We start from the raw sequence: 16,347 nt of genomic DNA, 5'->3' as shown, positions 1-16,347 counted from the left end.
GATGAAAGTCAAACAATATATTGCTGCGCGCGCTGCAAAAGAGCTTTGTCACGGAGATGTAGTGAACTTAGGGATAGGGATTCCTACTTTGGTTGCTAATTATATTTCACCCGATGTTCACGTGTTTTTACATTCAGAAAACGGAATTCTCGGCGTTGGCCCTACTCCTGAAGAAACCTATATAGATCCAGAGCTTGTGAATGCTGGGAAGCTTCCCGTCACGGTCTTGGAAGGTGCCTCATTTTTTAACAGCGCCGATTCTTTTGCGATGATACGCGGAGGTCATGTGAATGTATCCATTCTTGGAGTGCTTCAAGTAGATGAAGCAGGGCGAATTGCGAACTGGGCTGTCCCTGGGAAAAGTGTTCTTGGCGTAGGAGGAGCAATGGATTTATTAGAAGGATCGAAAAAAGTGATTGTGACGACTCTTCATACGAATAGTCAAGGAGAGTCAAAGCTAGTTAGGAATTTAAGCTATCCGCTTACTTCAGAGCGACGAGTCGATATGATTATTACGGAATTAGCTGTCTTTTCGGTAACCGATCTTGGTCTTGAACTTCTTGAAACAGCTCCGGGTGTTTCTTTAGAGGAAGTAAAACAAAAAACAGAGGCTTCTTTTCATGTTTCTACATTGTTTAGCAAAGACAATGAGGTGACGGCATAATGGCAGTGATTGTAAATGCATTTCGAACTCCTATTGGAAAGTTTGGCGGTTCGCTTGCAGATACGCTTCCAGAAGAACTAGTCTCTCTTGTGATGAAAAACAATTTGTCTTCAGCCGGATATACATCAGAGATTGTTGATGAAATTATTGTCGGACAAACGAAACAAAGCGCTCATGCTCCTAATATAGCGAGAGTAGCCGGGCTTAAAGCTCAATTCTCTGAACGTATTCCTGCTTATACCGTGCACCGCCAGTGCGGCTCAGGCATGCAGGCTGTGATGAATGGCGCTATGTCCATTTTATCAGGTCAAGCCGAAACGGTATTAGCTGGAGGAGTGGAAAGCATGTCTCAAGCACCGCACTATATGGTAGGCACTCGTTTTGGTTTTCACGTTGGTGATTTAACACTCTATGACTCTAACACAGAAAGTCAGCCAAAATCACAGCCTGAAACGCTATACGGAACGTTTACAATGGGACAGACGGCGGAGTGGCTTGCTGAAAAGTATAGCATTAGCCGCACGGAACAAGATGAGTTTGCTTTTTATAGTCAGGAAAAAGCTAGGCGGGCTATAGAACTTGATTTGTTCGAAGAAGAAATTATACCGGTTCCTGTAAAAGAAGGAATGAGGCATTTTGCAACAGATGAATTTCCTCGTCTTACTAGCAAAGAAAAGCTTGGTACGCTTAAGCCCGTTTTTCAAAGAAATGGAACGGTGACAGCTGGAAATTCATCCGGAAGAAACGATGGCGCTTCGATGCTGCTGATGATGTCGGAAGAAAAAGCTGAGCACCTCGGATTAACACCTATGGCAAAGGTTGTGTCGTTTGCCGCAGCCGGCGTCTCTCCAAAGGAAATGGGAATTGGCCCCGTTTCTGCTTCGCAAATTGCTTTAACTAAAGCCGGTTTAAGCTTAAATGATATGGACTTAATTGAATTAAACGAAGCATTTGCCGCCCAAAGTATTGCTTGCTTAAGAGAATGGGACATCACATCAGAGAAAGTGAATGTAAACGGAGGAGCAATTGCGCTTGGACATCCTTTAGGCTGCTCCGGGGCAAGAATCATCACAACTCTGTGTCATGAGCTCCACAAGCAAAAAAGACGATACGGCCTTGCTACTATTTGCGTTGCAGGAGGATTAGGAATGGCGATGGTGGTGGAAAGATGGACGAAATAAAAAGAGATTATGTTTTTCATAGAGATTTAACAAAAAAGTACCCTATGATTACGCACGGTCAAGGAAGCTACTTAATAGATGAACAAGGAAAAAAGTATTTAGACGGCTGCTCCGGGGCCGTAGCGGCAAACTTAGGGCACGGCATTGTAAAAATAGCCGAGGCGATGGCTGATCAGGCTAAAAAAGCGGCGTTTGTTCATACATTACGTTTTGAAACAGATGTTTTGCATAAACTTGCAGGAAAAATCGGTAAAATGGCTCCACTCCATTTAAACAAAGTCTATTTTACATCAGGAGGATCAGAAGCCAATGAAAGTGCATTAAAATTAGCAAGGCAATATCACAGAGATGCCGGAAAGACGCAAAAACACATCGTAATCGGAAGGTGGCAGTCCTATCACGGAAATACGATAGGGGCACTATCAGCTGGAGGAGATGTAAAAAGACGATATCCTTACACACCTAATCTTTTACATTTTGCGCACGTGTATTCTCCTTATTGTCATCGCTGTCCGTATAATCGCAATCAAGAAGACTGCGTGGCAAATCAAAACTGGAGCTGCATCACCGATATTGAACGCACCATTTTAGAGCTTGGTCCAGAAAATATTTCAGCTTTTATCGCAGAGCCGATTGTAGGAAGTCAGCAAGGAGCTGTCGTGCCTCCGCTTGACTATTTCAAAAAAGTACGTGAGCTCTGCAGCCGCTATGACATTCTTTTGATTGTTGATGAAGTGATGACAGGCTTTGGGAGAACAGGAACTGATTTTGCAGTGGAACAATTCGGAATCGAACCGGATATTCTAACGTTTGGTAAAGGAGTTTCAGCAGGGTACGCTCCTTTAGGAGGAATGGTTGTCCATGACCGTCTGATTCAAGGACTGTTAGAAAATAGCGGCGGAAAATTCCTTCACGGCTATACGTACAGTGGACATCCTGTTTCGATAGCGGCAGGACTTGCTGCTTTGGACATGTATGAAGAAGTAAATATCCTTCAAAATGTAGAAACTCAAGGTGCGTATTTAATGGAATGTTTAGTAGCGCTGCAGCGCAAGCATCCGTATATTTCAGATATTCGCGGCCGCGGACTTTTAATTGGATTAGAACTAATGAAAGACGCCAATCAACAGATATTTTTCGAGCCAGGCGAAGCAGCCAGCGAAAAGCTCAATGAAATTTGTATGGAGCTTGGAGGCGTATTTTATCCAGGGTCCGGATCTGTAGATGGACATAAAGGAGAACATATCATTATTAGTCCTCCTTTAAATATAACGAAATCAGAAGTTGATGAAATAGTGAGATTGCTAGATCATGCGTTTTCTATTTTTCATCAGCACATAAGAAAGGATGAGTCATATGAAAGTGCAAAATAAAACAGAAGAGCTTCAAATCAAAGGCAAAAAACATTTATCACCCGTGATGACAAGAGTAACAGAGCTTGTTATTGAAAAAGCGCACGGTGCGAAATTTTGGACAGCTGATGGCACGGAATATATTGATTTTGTGTCAGGAGTAGCTGTCAATGCAGTAGGTCATACACATGAAAAGATGGTAGAAGCGATTAAAAAACAAGCAGATCAGCTGCTTCACCTCGGTTTAAATTACGGATACTATGAAACAGCTGTGAATTTGGCGGAAAAACTTGCGCAAATTACGCCAGGAAACTTAGATACGGTTTTCTTTTCAAACTCAGGCGCAGAAGCTATTGATGGAGCGCTTAAGTTAGCAAAAGCGGCCACTGGCAGACCAGCGATTATTGCTTTTGAAGGTTCTTTTCATGGCCGTACATTAGGAGCTACAGCTATTACGGCTTCAAGCTCCAAGTACCGAAGCTACTACGAGCCGATTTTGGGAGAAGTGTATCACGCGCCTTATCCGTATCCAAGTCAGCTTTCTAATATTGACGAGGAAGAAGCGGAAGCATATTGCTTAAATCAACTGCAAAAGCTGTTTGAACTGCGAGTGGATCCTTCACGCGTAGCGGCGATTGTTATTGAGCCAGTCATGGGCGAAGGAGGCTATTACCCTGCTCCTTCTAGCTTTTTACGCGCACTGAGAGACATAGCGAATGATTATGGCATTCTGCTTATCTTTGATGAAGTGCAAACGGGATTTGGGCGCACTGGAAAAATGTTTGCCGCAGAACATGCTGGAGTCACACCAGATATTTTAGTTTTAGCAAAAGCTCTTTCCGGTGGTATGCCACTAGGAGCGATTGTAGCAAGCCGAGAACTGCATGAGAAATGGCCAACAGCCGGACATGGTTCTACTTTTGGTGGAAATCCAGTATCATGCGCAGCTGCTTTAGCTAACATTTCAATCATTGAAGAAGAAAAGCTTTTAGAGCGCAGCGAAAAAGTAGGTGCCGATATTGTGAAACGTCTTCAGCATTCTATCGGACATTTACCGGCTATTAAAGAGGTTAGAGGAATTGGCATGATGATTGGCATTGAATTTCATGTTGAAACAGCAGCTGCTTATGTTCCTGCCATTAAATCAAAAGCGCTGGAAAGAAGACTGCTTATCATGAACTGTGGAGTCAAAGGGCAAACCATTCGCTTAATGCTGCCGCTGAATATTGATAAAGACGTGCTGAATCAAGGGCTGTCTTTATTAGAAGAAGTCATCACAGAAGCAGTTTCAATTAATTAGCTTTTTAAATGAAAAGGAGGGTAACGATATGAGTCAAACTAAAACCGAACTGCTGCAAGGAGATTTATATATTAACGGCGAGTGGGTAAGTGAAGAGGAGCAAACCTATTTTAAAAGTATAAACCCTGCAACACAAGAGCTCGTCGGAATGTGCGCAGCCGCTACGGCTAGTCAAGTCGATGCTGCCGTAAACGCGGCTAGTAAAGCCTACAGCCACTGGAAAAATATATCTATTCCTGAACGTGCAGCATTTTTAACAAAAGCAGCTGGGCTTTTTGAAAACAGAAAAGAAGAGCTAGCCCAAGTAATGACAAAAGAGATGGGAAAACCGCTATCAGAATCCATAGGGGAAGTTGGTGTCGTCATTGCAACAGCTCAGTATATGGCGGGAGAAGGAAGACGTTTGTTTGGCGAAATAGTGCCCGCTGGCTTTCCTGACCGAGATATAAAAATGGTTCGCGAACCGCTTGGAGTTGTGGCATGTATTACACCTTGGAACTTTCCTGTTTCTCTCGCTTCTTATAAAATGTTTGCCGCTTTAATTGCTGGCAATACCGTTGTCTGGAAGCCGGCTTCAGAAGTGGCGCTCTCAGCGAAGATTTTTATGGAAGTATTGCAAGCTGCGGGGCTTCCAAAAGGAACGATTAACTTGCTTACAGGATCGGGCAGAATCGTTGGACAAAAGCTTGCTACGCACTCTGAAGTGAAAATCATCTCATTTACAGGTTCTACGGAAGTTGGTCAGCAATTAGCAGAAATGAGCAGCAAAACCTTAAAGCGTATTTCTTTAGAGCTAGGAGGAAAAAACGCGGTTATCGTATTAAAAGATGCCAATCTGGATAAAGCAGCAGAGGGAATCGTTAAATCAGCATTCACGACAACGGGTCAGCGCTGTACCGCAGCTAGCAGAGTCATCGTGGAGCGTTCAGTAAAAGAAGAGCTGTTGAAAAAAGTAATAGCTCTTACAGAAGAAATGAAGATTGGAAATGGTCTTGATGAAGGGGTTGCAATAGGACCGCTTGTTAATGAACAGCAGTGCCGTTTAGTAGAAGATTACGTACAAAAAGCGGTAGAAGAAGGCGGGAATATTGCGCTCGGAGGTCGTGCTTTATCAGAGTTAGGAACTTGTTATTACATGCCTACAATCATCGATAACGTCCATTCAAATCACACAATTGCTCAAGAAGAGATTTTTGGTCCCGTGCTTGCTTTTATTGAAGTAGATGGCTACGAAGAAGCAATGAGCGTCAATAATGGAACGGTGTACGGACTTTCCACTTCTATTTATACAAGCAGCTTGCACTATGCCAGCCGAGCTGCCAAAGACGCTGTTAGCGGATTAGTCTATATCAATAACGGAACATCTAATGCTGAAATGGGGGTAGCATTCGGTGGAATGAAAATGTCTGGCAACGGCCACAGGGAAGTTTCTCATCATGCATTTGATGTGATGACAGAATGGAAGTCTGTCTACACCAACTATTAATCTCGCACCTTAGCGAAAAGGAGGAGCACATGTCTTCATATCGCATTGGCATTGCCTTTTTTTATCATGAATCTCACAGCTTTAGTCCATTAAAAACAGAAATAGAACAGTTTGTACAAGAAGGATATTTTGTTGGAACGGAAATATATAAAGCATACTCAGGAACCAAAACAGAAGTAGGGGGATTTTTGGATGTATTAAAGCAAGAGAAGCAAGTAGAAATCGTTCCCCTTGTTTGTGCAGCTGCAATTCCGTCTGGAGTTGTATCTTCGGCAGCTTATTACACAATTGAAAAGCAAATGCTGCATATGCTTACTCACGCCGGCCCGCTAGATGGCTTATTAATCGCCTTGCACGGCGCAATGGTAGCAGAGCATCTTTTCGATCCGGAAGCTCATTTGTTAGGTCAAATAAGAAGCTGTATAGGAAATAACGTTCCTATTGCTACTACGCTCGATATGCACGCAAATATCAGTGAAGATATGCTTACGTACACGCCGCTACATTTCGGTTTTAAAACATATCCTCATATTGATATGTATGAACAAGGAGTGAACGCAGCGCGAGCGCTTTTAACACAGGTAAAAGAAAGCGCTATCTATTATGCGTCATTAAAAAAACTGCCCATGCTTTTGCCGTCGATTAATATGCGAACAGCAGAAGGACCTATGAAAAAAATGATTGATCTTGCTAACCAAGCCGAGCAAGAAGAAGACGTATACAATGTTTCCATTTTTGGAGGCTTTCCGTATTCTGATATTCCAATTGCGGGAGCAAGCGTGCTCGTAACAGCTTTGAATCCGGAAACAGCAGAAAAAACAGCAAATAGACTAGCTTCTCAATTTTGGAGTATAAAAGAGGAATTTATGGTAGATTTGCCTACCGTTGAAGAAGGTCTGCAAACAGCGTTAAAACGATCAAACGAACAGCCAATTGTGCTCGCTGATATAGCGGACAATCCTTTAAGCTGCGGAAGCGGTGATACAACAGAGCTTTTAGAATACATGCTGAAGCTAAATATGCCGGGGACACTGTTTGGAGGTCTTTATGACCCTGAATCTATTAAACAATGCGTGCAAGCAGGAGTTGGAAGCTACGTCTCTCTTTCCTTAGGAGGAAAAGTTTCTCCTGAGTTTGGAAAGCCCGTTGAAGTTGAAGCAAAGGTCATTGGCTTATCAGAAGGTGAGTTTTACAATTCGGGACCGTTTAATCAGCATTTAAAAGTAAATGTAAAAGGCGCAGCTCATATTCGAGTAGGAGAATTGGATATTTTGTTGATTGGAAGGCCAATATCAGCAAACGATCCTGAACTTTTTCGCCATATCGGTATCGAGCCAGCAAGGAAAAAAATCATTGGTTTAAAAGCTAAAAATCATTTCAGAGCCGCTTTTGAACCGCTTGTAGGGTCTATCATCTATGTGGATGCTCCAGGCGTAGCGTCAAATCGCTTAACGACCTTTAATTATCAGCACCTTCCAAGTCCAATATGGCCGCTGCAAGATGCAAAATATGAAAGTGAAAAAAGGAGGAAAGAAAAATGGATGCATTAAAAGAGCAGTATTATATCGAAGTCCCAGAGTCGTTAAGTCCCGCGCAGCAAAAAATGATGATTGAACTTGAAAAAGATGCGTTTCCGGGCATGGGAGCCGTTGATGAACAGACGCTTGTACCTTTAGCGCGCTACGGAAAGCTCATTCAATATTTCCAGGAAAATGACGCAAGGCCAATTGCCATTTGCGAGCTGCTTAGAGATTACAAAGATGTCACAAAAGCTTATATCTTTGGGTTCTACGTCCGCTCTGATAAACAAGGAAGCGGAATTGGACAGCTGTTCTTAGAAGAGATATTTTCGATTCTACAAAAAGATAATTTTGAAAGCGTTTGTTTGACTGTGAATGTAAAAAATGAAGGCGCTGTTAAGCTGTATAAAAAAATGGACTTTACGATTAAAGAAACGCGAGCAGGAGAGTTTGGCGAAGGAGAAGATCGCTATTATATGGTGCGGTCAATTTCTTAGTAGAACATCTATTCAAAAAATGAACCTTGGAGGGAATATAAAATGAAAAATACATTATATAAAGCAAGCAGACATTGGAAAGAAATCGAGCTTTGGAAAGATGTAACGGACGAGCAGTGGAACGACTGGGTATGGCAGCTGACAAACACGATTAAAACATTGGAAGATTTAAAGAAAGTGATCAATTTAACACCTCAAGAAGAAGAAGGCGTTAAAATTGCAACTAAAACGATTCCGTTAAACATCACTCCTTATTACGCATGGTTAATGGATGAGAATGATCCGAAATGTCCAATCAGAATGCAGTCCGTTCCTATTTCAGAAGAACTGCATAAAACAAGGTATGATTTAGAAGATCCGCTTCATGAAGATGAAGATTCACCGGTTCCTGGCTTAACGCACCGTTATCCCGACCGCGTGCTGTTTTTAGTTACAAATCAGTGCTCCATGTACTGCCGCTATTGTACAAGAAGACGTTTTTCAGGACAAATCGGAATGGGCGTTCCAAAAAAACAGCTGGATACAGCGATTAATTACATTGCAGCCAACCCTCAAATTCGTGATGTATTAATTTCCGGAGGAGACGGCCTATTAATCAATGACAATATTTTAGAATATATTTTGAAAAATTTGCGCGATATTCCGCACGTAGAAATTATTCGTATCGGTACAAGAGCGCCGGTCGTGTTCCCTCAGCGCATTACAGAAAATCTGTGCAACATCTTAAAGAAATATCATCCGGTTTGGCTAAATACGCACTTTAACACATCAATTGAAATTACAGAAGAATCAAAGCGTGCATGTGAAATGCTTGCGAACGTAGGAGTTCCAGTTGGAAACCAAGCGGTTATTTTAGCCGGAATTAACGACAGCGTGCCAATCATGAAGCAGCTTATGCATGATTTAGTAAAGATCCGCGTGCGTCCTTACTACATTTATCAATGTGATTTATCAGAAGGAATCGGCCATTTCCGTGCGCCAATCAGCAAAGGGCTAGAAATTATGGAAGGACTTCGCGGCCATACGTCCGGCTATGCAGTTCCTACGTTTATCGTGGATGCTCCTGGAGGAGGCGGTAAAATTCCGCTGCAGCCAAACTATATTATTTCTCAAAGCTCCAATAAAGTGGTGCTTCGAAACTTTGAAGGTGTTATTACGTCTTATCCAGAGCCGCAAAATTACCAAAGTGGAAGCGCAGAAGAATTTTATAAAAAAGTATATCCTGAAGTGTTTGAAAAATTTGAAAGCAACGGTGTTCTTTCGATTATTGATGATACAAAGTTCAACTTAACGCCAGAAGGTCTAAACCGTCTTGACCGCCGAAAAACGTATGACCAAAATCCAGAGCATAGCTCTTTAAAAGACAAGCGTGAAAAGCGCGATCAATTAAAAGAGAAAAAATTTGAAACGCAAATGAAAAAATACGAAACGGCAGGAGCGAAGGAGGAATAATATTGAAGTGCCAATGGTGCGAATCATATGAAGCCAAGGAGACGGATGCAACGGTTTATTGGGAGCTTCCTGACGGTACAAAAGCTATAGAAATTAAAGAGACGCCTTCCATTACATGTTCAGAATGTGGAATTACGTATCAAACAGACGAAACAGTTGGACACATTGAAGATCAACTGTTTTTAATCAACACCTCTGCCTTAGAAAAAAGTGTAACGTACGAACAGCTTATGAGCCTGCCTCGTCTATTAAAACGAAACTACTTTGATTTTTCAAAGTGAGCAATAAAGGATCCATCTCCTACTTTTTATAGGAGATGGATATTCTTATACGCTTTACGTTAAACATGTTCGCATAGTTCTTTTATGAAGGTGGGATAAGTATGGAAGCGGTCGATATAAATCGTAATGAAGAAGAAAAGAAGCAGGACGATAAGCATATAAAACGCCATTTAAAAGCTCGTCATATGACCATGATTGCCATTGGAGGTTCAATAGGAACTGGCTTATTTCTAGCCACGGGATCTTCCATCCAAACTGCTGGACCGGGAGGAGCGCTGATTGCTTACGGGGCTATTGGAATTATGGTTTACTTTCTCATGACTAGCCTTGGAGAAATGGCCACGTTTATGCCGGTATCAGGTTCTTTTTCAACGTACGCCAGTCACTATGTAGACCCAGCTCTCGGCTTTGCGCTCGGCTGGAACTACTGGTTTAACTGGGCTGTTACGCTCGCTGTAGAAATAGCTGCTTCTGCTATTATCATGAAGTTTTGGTTCCCTGATGTGCCAAGTATTATCTGGAGCGCTTTGTTTTTAGGCTTAATTTTTTTACTTAATTTCCTATCTGTAAAAAGCTATGGAGAATCTGAATATTGGTTTGCTCTCGTAAAAGTAGTAACCATCATTGTATTTATCGGAGTGGGCCTTCTGACGATCTTTGGCATCTTCGGCGGTGAATATATCGGCTTTAAAAACTTTACATTAGAAGAAGCGCCGGTCAACGGCGGATTTCTGTCCGTACTAAGCATTTTCTTTATCGCGGGATTTTCTTTTCAAGGTACAGAGCTAGTCGGTATTGCGGCAGGGGAAAGTGAAAACCCTCAAAAAAATATACCAAAAGCCATTCGCCAAGTCTTTTGGCGCATCCTTCTATTTTATATTGCAGCCATTGCTGTAATCGGGCTTATCATTCCTTACACCAGTCCATCTCTTCTAGGAGGAGATGTGGATAACATTGCTGTTAGTCCATTTACGCTTGTTTTTGAAAAAGCAGGAATTGCTGCAGCTGCTTCGGTGATGAATGCTGTTATTCTTACATCCGTTTTATCAGCCGGAACATCTGGTTTATATGCTTCTACGCGAATGTTATGGTCAATGGCCAATGAAGGGCAAGCGCCTAAAGCGCTTCGGAAAATTAATCGTCGAGGAATTCCAGTAAATGCGCTTGTTTTAACCACTATTATTGGCGGTCTTGCCTTTTTAACATCCGTTTTTGGTGATCAAATGTATATGTGGCTTTTAAACGCTTCAGGTATGAGCGGATTTATTGCGTGGATTGGTATTGCCGTCAGCCACTATCGTTTCCGAAAAGCATATGTTGCTTCAGGACAGGATCTAAATGATCTAGCCTATAAAGCAAAATGGTTCCCTCTAGGTCCTGTTCTTGCATTTGGAATGTGCCTCATTGTTATTTTAGGACAAAACTATCAAGCGGTACTTTCCGACAAAATTGATTGGTACGGCTTAACGGTCTCCTACATTGGCCTGCCTCTCTTTTTAGCGACGTGGTGGGGATATAAAATAGCAAAGAAAACCAAGGTTGTACCTTTGCATGAGTGCATTCAAAAAGAGGATAAGAAATAAAAAAGCCATAGTGGCTAACGACAAAGAAAAAAGGTGAACCCCGGACAGTGGGGCTCACCTTTTCATTTATAAAAATCGATTATTTTACACTCTGTTATACAAATATCATATCATAAAAAGTGATTTTTTTCCAGTCTGGTTTTTATTTTGTTTATTGATAAAATTCAAGAATAGCACTGCATGCTAAGCAATTGTGGAGGTTGGAAATCTTTGTACTTTAATAAGAAAAGGGGTTCGTAATGAGAATTTCTGCAGGTGTTGAGATGCTACAGTTGAGTGCCAGAGCTTTTGACCAAGATATAATATTAAATCCTACGTTAGTTTGGAATAACGATGAAGCTATTCTAATTGATACAGGAATGCCTGGGCAAACCGATCAACTGAAAGAGATCTTGGGTGAATTGAATATATCTATTGAACAGCTAAAAGTAATTCTTCTAACGCATCAAGATCTAGATCATATAGGGTGTGCGACTGATATACGAAAAAAATCAAATGAAAATATCATCGTATATGCTCATGAATTTGATAAGCCGTATATTGAAGGGAAACTTCCGCTTATTAAAACGAATGCTAGTCAAATGAGTAAAGAAGAACTATCAGCTATACCTGATGAAATAAAATATTTATATAAAACCCCTCCAAAAGTTGACGTGGATATAGTATTAAAAGGAAGTCAACTGCTTCCATACTGCGGAGGCATTGAAGTTATTTTTACTCCCGGACATACGCCTGGGCACGTTAGTTTTTATTTAAGAAAATCAAAAACGCTGGTTGCCGGAGATGCTCTAGTATTGGCAAATGGACAGCTAATGGGACCTGTTAAACAAACGACTTTAAATATGGACCAAGCAGTTCAATCAATTGAAAAGTTTTTAAACTATGAGATCGAGCATGTTATTTGCTATCACGGAGGTTATTTTCAAGGCTGTCCGAAAGAAGCGATTTTAAGGATAAAAGAACACGTTGCAGAGAGACAAAGTTAAGATAAATAGAAACCAAAGGGGATGGATAAAATGTTTACACCAACTATTAGCGTTCAAAAAATAAATGATAGCCTCATTATAAAATGGCAGCTTGCACACTTTACGATTCCGTTAGAAGACATTCTTGAAGTAACGGAAGATGACACGTACGGAGGCAAAGAAGCAAACGCCATTCGAATCGGCCCTCCGTATGGAACGACTGACCGCATCTTTATAAAAACGACCAATAAAAACTATCTGTTATTTACCTCAAACGCATCGGCTATATTAAACGAAATAAATTCATAACGACCACTACTAAATACGAGATATATAGGAGAGAAAAAATTGAAGATTAGCCGTACTTTCGATGCTGATACAATTGCCAAGCTTAATCAGTCTGTTCATCAACTGCATGTAGAATTATCCCCCGAGCGCTTTCAAATATATGATTTTCAGAAGATACATGAATTTTTTAAGAAAGTGATGGAAAACGATAGGTTTATCTTTCTTTTAGCAGAAGATGAAGGACAGCATGTAGGATTCGCTTGGGTTGAAATAAAACAGTATTCAGAAACAGTGTTTAAAAAAGCTTACAAGTCAATTTATGTTCATCAAATAAGTATCGCAGAACTCCACAAAAACAAAGGGTTTGGTTCAAGTTTGATGAAAGAAATTTATAGCATTGCCCGTACTCAAGACATAAATACAATTGAGTTGGATTACTGGAGTGACAATACGGTTGCGGAGAGCTTTTACGAAAAAGAAGGCTTTGTTACGTATAGAAAAATGGTTTATAAAGAGCTTTAAAGAGAGCATTTACTTGCTCTCTTTTTTATGTCTAGGAAGCCATTTTCTTCATTTTAATCAATCAATAAAACAAAGTACGCGCTTTGAGAACTTAACTCTTGAAAAATTTTTGTTTTACATTTATACTTACATTCTTGTTCGCGTAATGCGACAACTTACTTTATATTCAACTAGGAGGTATACAGATAGTATGGAAAATTTCATTTATCACAATCCCACAAAACTAATCTTCGGAAAAGATCAGCTTCAAGCATTATCAGAAGAACTCCCGAAATACGGAAAAAATATTTTGCTTGTATACGGTGGAGGAAGCATTAAGAAAAACGGTTTATATGATCAAGTTCTTACGCTGTTAAAAAAGCTAAACGTAAACATACACGAGTTAGCGGGAGTAGAACCTAACCCTCGATTATCTACGGTACGAAAAGGAATTGAAATTTGCCGAAATGAAAACATTGACTTCATGTTAGCAGTCGGCGGAGGAAGCGTTATTGACTGCACAAAAGCAATCGCTGCCGGAGCTGAGTATGAAGGCGACGTTTGGGATATTATTAACAAAAAAGTAACGGCTACAAAAGCACTGCCGTTTGGCACGGTATTAACATTGGCAGCAACAGGTTCTGAAATGAATCCTGATTCTGTTATTACGAATTGGGAAACAAATGAAAAATACGTTTGGGGAAGCGCCGTTACGCACCCTGTATTTTCTATCCTAGATCCTGTGAACACGATGTCTGTTCCTAGAGATCAAACTATCTACGGCATGGTAGACATGATGAGTCATGTGTTCGAACAATATTTCCATAACGTGAAAAACACGCCTTTACAAGATCGTATGTGCTATTCCGTATTACAAACAGTAATTGAAACAGCACCGAAATTGCTAGAAGATCTGCAAAGCTACGAACACCGCGAAACGATTTTATATTCCGGAACAATCGCATTAAACGGAACACTTCAAATGGGATACTTTGGAGATTGGGCTTCACATACAATTGAACACGCGGTATCAGCAGTATATGACATTCCTCATGCGGGCGGTTTAGCAATCCTATTCCCAAATTGGATGCGACACGTTGTAGATCAAGATGTAACTCGTATGAAACGCGTCATGACAAACATGTTTGATATTGAAACTGCAGGTAAAAGTGACAAAGAAATTGCGTTAGAAGGAATCGATAAGCTAAGCGCTTTTTGGTCAAGCCTTGGTGCACCTTCTCGCTTAGCAGATTACGATATCGGAGAAGAGCGACTAGATGAAATTGCTGGAATTGCTGCTCGTGAAATGGAGCACGGAGGTTTCGGTAACTTTAAGAAACTAAATAAGGATGATATTTTAGCTATTTTAAAAGCATCACTATAAGGTGAATAGCAAAAAGAAGGAGACATAGATCTCCTTCTTTTTGTTTTATCTTATAAATGATTGGAACTTAAGTAGCGTATGGAGAAATTTTTTTCTAGGATTTCGGTTAATAATCTAAGAAAAACCTTTATAATTGAGTACAGAAAGAACGCTTTAGAGGATATAAGGGAGTGGGAAGATGAAAAAATTTGCGCTAGCTTCATATGCGCTTTATTTGTTGGGCGGATTAGTCATTACAGCCGTAGGATCCGTCTTACCGCAATTGTTAACACATTACCATGTGTCTTATACAGTTGGCGGGCAGCTTGTATTAGTAGGTTCTTTAGGATTTTTGATAGGAGTTCCGCTATCTTCTTTTCTATTAGGACGCTTCAGCGAAATGAATTTACTTACAATTTCCGCATTAATGATAGCGCTATCACAAATAGGTATGCTTTTATTGCCTCCATTTGAGTGGATTATCGTATTCAATTTCTTAAATGGTATTGGTGTAGCGGCCTTGGAAGTAGTTGTAGCTACTTTAATGATGGAAGTATTTATCGGTAGAAGAGCTATTGTTATGAGTTATTTAGAAGTATCATTTGGCCTGGGTGCGCTGTTGATGCCGTTAATAGCTAGCTTATTGATTTCACAGAACAGCTGGAGGTATTCATTTTTTATAACCAGTATACTAGCTTTACTAATGGTTGTAGTCTGTAAAATGATTCCTTTTAAAAAAGAGACTGTTTCAACTTCAGAAAGCGGTGCTTCAGACGCCAACTCAGAACCTGCGCCTGTGCTTGCTAAAAATCAAAGATGGAAAATACTCGCTCTTTTTAGTGTAATGATTTTTATGTACGCCGGAGTGGAAAGCAGCATGAATAATTTTCTTTCGTCTATTTTTATCGTGTATCTAGATGTAATTCCATCACAGGCTACTTTAAGCATAAGCGTTTTTTGGGTGGCTATGCTAATAGGACGAGTAGCTACTGGATGGGTTATTCGAATCGTTACATACGAACGCTATCTTTTTGGCAGCATTGGAGGAACAATTGTGAGTTTAGTGCTGTTTATCTTGTTAAAAGAAGCAGTAGCAGGCTATATTTTATTAGCGTTTTTAGGGCTTGCAATGTCAGGTATCTATTCGATAACGATGGTATATGCTAACCATACGTTTACCGGATCTGCTCGTATTGTCACCAGTTTAATTACTGGTTTTTCAGGGCTTGGAGGAGCTATTTTCCCTGCACTTATTGGCTTTACTATGGACGCAAGCGGAATTATCTCAGCACTTTGGTACATAACAGCTTTTGCATGTTTATATCTTCTGGCGCTTTGCATCATTTTTTTCGTTCAGCGTGATGCAAAACAAAAAGCTAATAATCATTTGCAGCCTATGAAATAAATGCTAAGTCAAAAAAAGAAGTGAATTATAAGTTCACTTCTTTTTCTTTTTATTTTCTCTTTCGTTATAGTAAACAAAAAGGGTTCACATAAATTCAAACAAGAAAGTGAAAAATGGATATATCTATGAAAAAGGAGCGCAATATGAAAGAAGTGAATATAAAGGATCCCGCATTAAACCCCGACGTGGCATTAAAAAGAATACTAAATGAGATGGCTGAAAAAGATGTAACTTTATAAATGGTTACTATCTATTTTAATAAAAAACATAAAAAAGAAAGGTTGAACCTAGGTCGACCTTTCTTTTTTTATAAAAATTCTCATTAAATTTTTTCTAACAATATCTTTATAATCAAATAGCAAAATTCCTGCTTTTAATTTCGCTTTAGTATTAACCCTACAAACCATTCTTTTCTTTACTTTTTACTAATATATCAAATATTCTATATATTCCTAATGTTATATAAAATTAAATTGACAAATATATGAAGCGATCATTAGAATTTAGTC

Annotated in this window: 15 protein-coding genes; all 15 read left to right on the top strand. The window is 40.1% G+C overall.

Going from position 1 to position 16,347, the window contains the following annotated elements; genetic code table 11:
- The first annotated feature begins 1 nt into the window (after nt 1).
- Nucleotides 2–664 (top strand): 3-oxoacid CoA-transferase subunit B, encoded by a 663-nt coding sequence (locus WKH56_RS16805; RefSeq protein ID WP_310884463.1) that lies wholly within the window; start codon nt 2–4, stop codon nt 662–664.
- Nucleotides 664–1,845: a thiolase family protein gene (locus tag WKH56_RS16800; RefSeq protein ID WP_243494633.1), complete on the top strand. Its 1,182-nt coding sequence runs from the start codon at nt 664–666 to the stop codon at nt 1,843–1,845. Before WKH56_RS16805 ends, WKH56_RS16800 begins: the two co-directional genes overlap by 1 nt.
- Nucleotides 1,833–3,218 carry an aminotransferase family protein gene (locus WKH56_RS16795; protein WP_154991339.1) on the top strand — a complete coding sequence of 462 codons (1,386 nt, stop codon included), beginning with the start codon at nt 1,833–1,835 and terminating at the stop codon, nt 3,216–3,218. The genes WKH56_RS16800 and WKH56_RS16795 overlap by 13 nt, the downstream gene beginning before the upstream one ends.
- A complete protein-coding gene (locus WKH56_RS16790; RefSeq protein WP_342836105.1) occupies nt 3,202–4,497 on the top strand; it encodes an aminotransferase class III-fold pyridoxal phosphate-dependent enzyme in 1,296 nt (431 codons plus the stop codon). The genes WKH56_RS16795 and WKH56_RS16790 overlap by 17 nt, the downstream gene beginning before the upstream one ends.
- A 28-nt stretch (nt 4,498–4,525) precedes the next feature.
- Nucleotides 4,526–5,983, top strand: coding sequence for an aldehyde dehydrogenase family protein (locus WKH56_RS16785; RefSeq protein ID WP_310884465.1), 1,458 nt, complete (start codon nt 4,526–4,528; stop codon nt 5,981–5,983).
- Between the two features lie 29 nt (nt 5,984–6,012).
- Nucleotides 6,013–7,533, top strand: a complete 1,521-nt coding sequence (locus tag WKH56_RS16780) for a M81 family metallopeptidase (protein WP_310884466.1) — start codon at nt 6,013–6,015, stop codon at nt 7,531–7,533.
- Entirely contained in the window at nt 7,521–8,000 is a 480-nt protein-coding gene (locus WKH56_RS16775) for a GNAT family N-acetyltransferase (protein ID WP_028413331.1), read from the top strand. Before WKH56_RS16780 ends, WKH56_RS16775 begins: the two co-directional genes overlap by 13 nt.
- A 42-nt stretch (nt 8,001–8,042) precedes the next feature.
- Entirely contained in the window at nt 8,043–9,452 is a 1,410-nt protein-coding gene (kamA, locus tag WKH56_RS16770) for a lysine 2,3-aminomutase (RefSeq protein ID WP_033578990.1), read from the top strand.
- A 2-nt stretch (nt 9,453–9,454) separates the two neighbouring features.
- On the top strand, nt 9,455–9,733 hold the full coding sequence (locus WKH56_RS16765; protein ID WP_013057076.1) for a YokU family protein: 279 nt from the start codon (nt 9,455–9,457) through the stop codon (nt 9,731–9,733).
- A gap of 101 nt (nt 9,734–9,834) precedes the next feature.
- Nucleotides 9,835–11,316 carry an amino acid permease gene (locus WKH56_RS16760; protein WP_048020895.1) on the top strand — a complete coding sequence of 494 codons (1,482 nt, stop codon included), beginning with the start codon at nt 9,835–9,837 and terminating at the stop codon, nt 11,314–11,316.
- Between the two features lie 239 nt (nt 11,317–11,555).
- Entirely contained in the window at nt 11,556–12,302 is a 747-nt protein-coding gene (locus tag WKH56_RS16755; RefSeq protein ID WP_310884467.1) for an MBL fold metallo-hydrolase, read from the top strand.
- A 30-nt stretch (nt 12,303–12,332) separates the two neighbouring features.
- Nucleotides 12,333–12,590 carry a SunI/YnzG family protein gene (locus WKH56_RS16750; protein WP_310884468.1) on the top strand — a complete coding sequence of 86 codons (258 nt, stop codon included), beginning with the start codon at nt 12,333–12,335 and terminating at the stop codon, nt 12,588–12,590.
- Between the two features lie 39 nt (nt 12,591–12,629).
- A complete protein-coding gene (locus tag WKH56_RS16745) occupies nt 12,630–13,091 on the top strand; it encodes a GNAT family N-acetyltransferase (protein WP_048020890.1) in 462 nt (153 codons plus the stop codon).
- 190 nt (nt 13,092–13,281) lie between these two features.
- Nucleotides 13,282–14,454: an iron-containing alcohol dehydrogenase gene (locus WKH56_RS16740; protein ID WP_048020889.1), complete on the top strand. Its 1,173-nt coding sequence runs from the start codon at nt 13,282–13,284 to the stop codon at nt 14,452–14,454.
- Nucleotides 14,455–14,632: 178 nt separating this feature from the next.
- A complete protein-coding gene (locus tag WKH56_RS16735) occupies nt 14,633–15,838 on the top strand; it encodes an MFS transporter (RefSeq protein ID WP_063247993.1) in 1,206 nt (401 codons plus the stop codon).
- Nucleotides 15,839–16,347 lie beyond the last annotated feature (509 nt).

The organism is Priestia sp. SB1 (assembly GCF_038898415.1).
This window is presented reverse-complemented; position numbering and strand designations above follow the sequence as displayed.

Excerpts from the sequence above, each read along its gene's own strand:
- WKH56_RS16805 (WP_310884463.1), top strand. The coding sequence starts at position 2 with ATGAAAGTCAAACAATATATTGCTGCGCGCGCTGCAAAAGAGCTTTGT.
- WKH56_RS16800 (WP_243494633.1), top strand. The coding sequence starts at position 664 with ATGGCAGTGATTGTAAATGCATTTCGAACTCCTATTGGAAAGTTTGGC.
- WKH56_RS16795 (WP_154991339.1), top strand. The coding sequence starts at position 1,833 with ATGGACGAAATAAAAAGAGATTATGTTTTTCATAGAGATTTAACAAAA.
- WKH56_RS16790 (WP_342836105.1), top strand. The coding sequence starts at position 3,202 with ATGAAAGTGCAAAATAAAACAGAAGAGCTTCAAATCAAAGGCAAAAAA.
- WKH56_RS16785 (WP_310884465.1), top strand. The coding sequence starts at position 4,526 with ATGAGTCAAACTAAAACCGAACTGCTGCAAGGAGATTTATATATTAAC.
- WKH56_RS16780 (WP_310884466.1), top strand. The coding sequence starts at position 6,013 with ATGTCTTCATATCGCATTGGCATTGCCTTTTTTTATCATGAATCTCAC.
- WKH56_RS16775 (WP_028413331.1), top strand. The coding sequence starts at position 7,521 with ATGGATGCATTAAAAGAGCAGTATTATATCGAAGTCCCAGAGTCGTTA.
- kamA (WP_033578990.1), top strand. The coding sequence starts at position 8,043 with ATGAAAAATACATTATATAAAGCAAGCAGACATTGGAAAGAAATCGAG.
- WKH56_RS16760 (WP_048020895.1), top strand. The coding sequence starts at position 9,835 with ATGGAAGCGGTCGATATAAATCGTAATGAAGAAGAAAAGAAGCAGGAC.
- WKH56_RS16755 (WP_310884467.1), top strand. The coding sequence starts at position 11,556 with ATGAGAATTTCTGCAGGTGTTGAGATGCTACAGTTGAGTGCCAGAGCT.
- WKH56_RS16750 (WP_310884468.1), top strand. The coding sequence starts at position 12,333 with ATGTTTACACCAACTATTAGCGTTCAAAAAATAAATGATAGCCTCATT.
- WKH56_RS16740 (WP_048020889.1), top strand. The coding sequence starts at position 13,282 with ATGGAAAATTTCATTTATCACAATCCCACAAAACTAATCTTCGGAAAA.
- WKH56_RS16735 (WP_063247993.1), top strand. The coding sequence starts at position 14,633 with ATGAAAAAATTTGCGCTAGCTTCATATGCGCTTTATTTGTTGGGCGGA.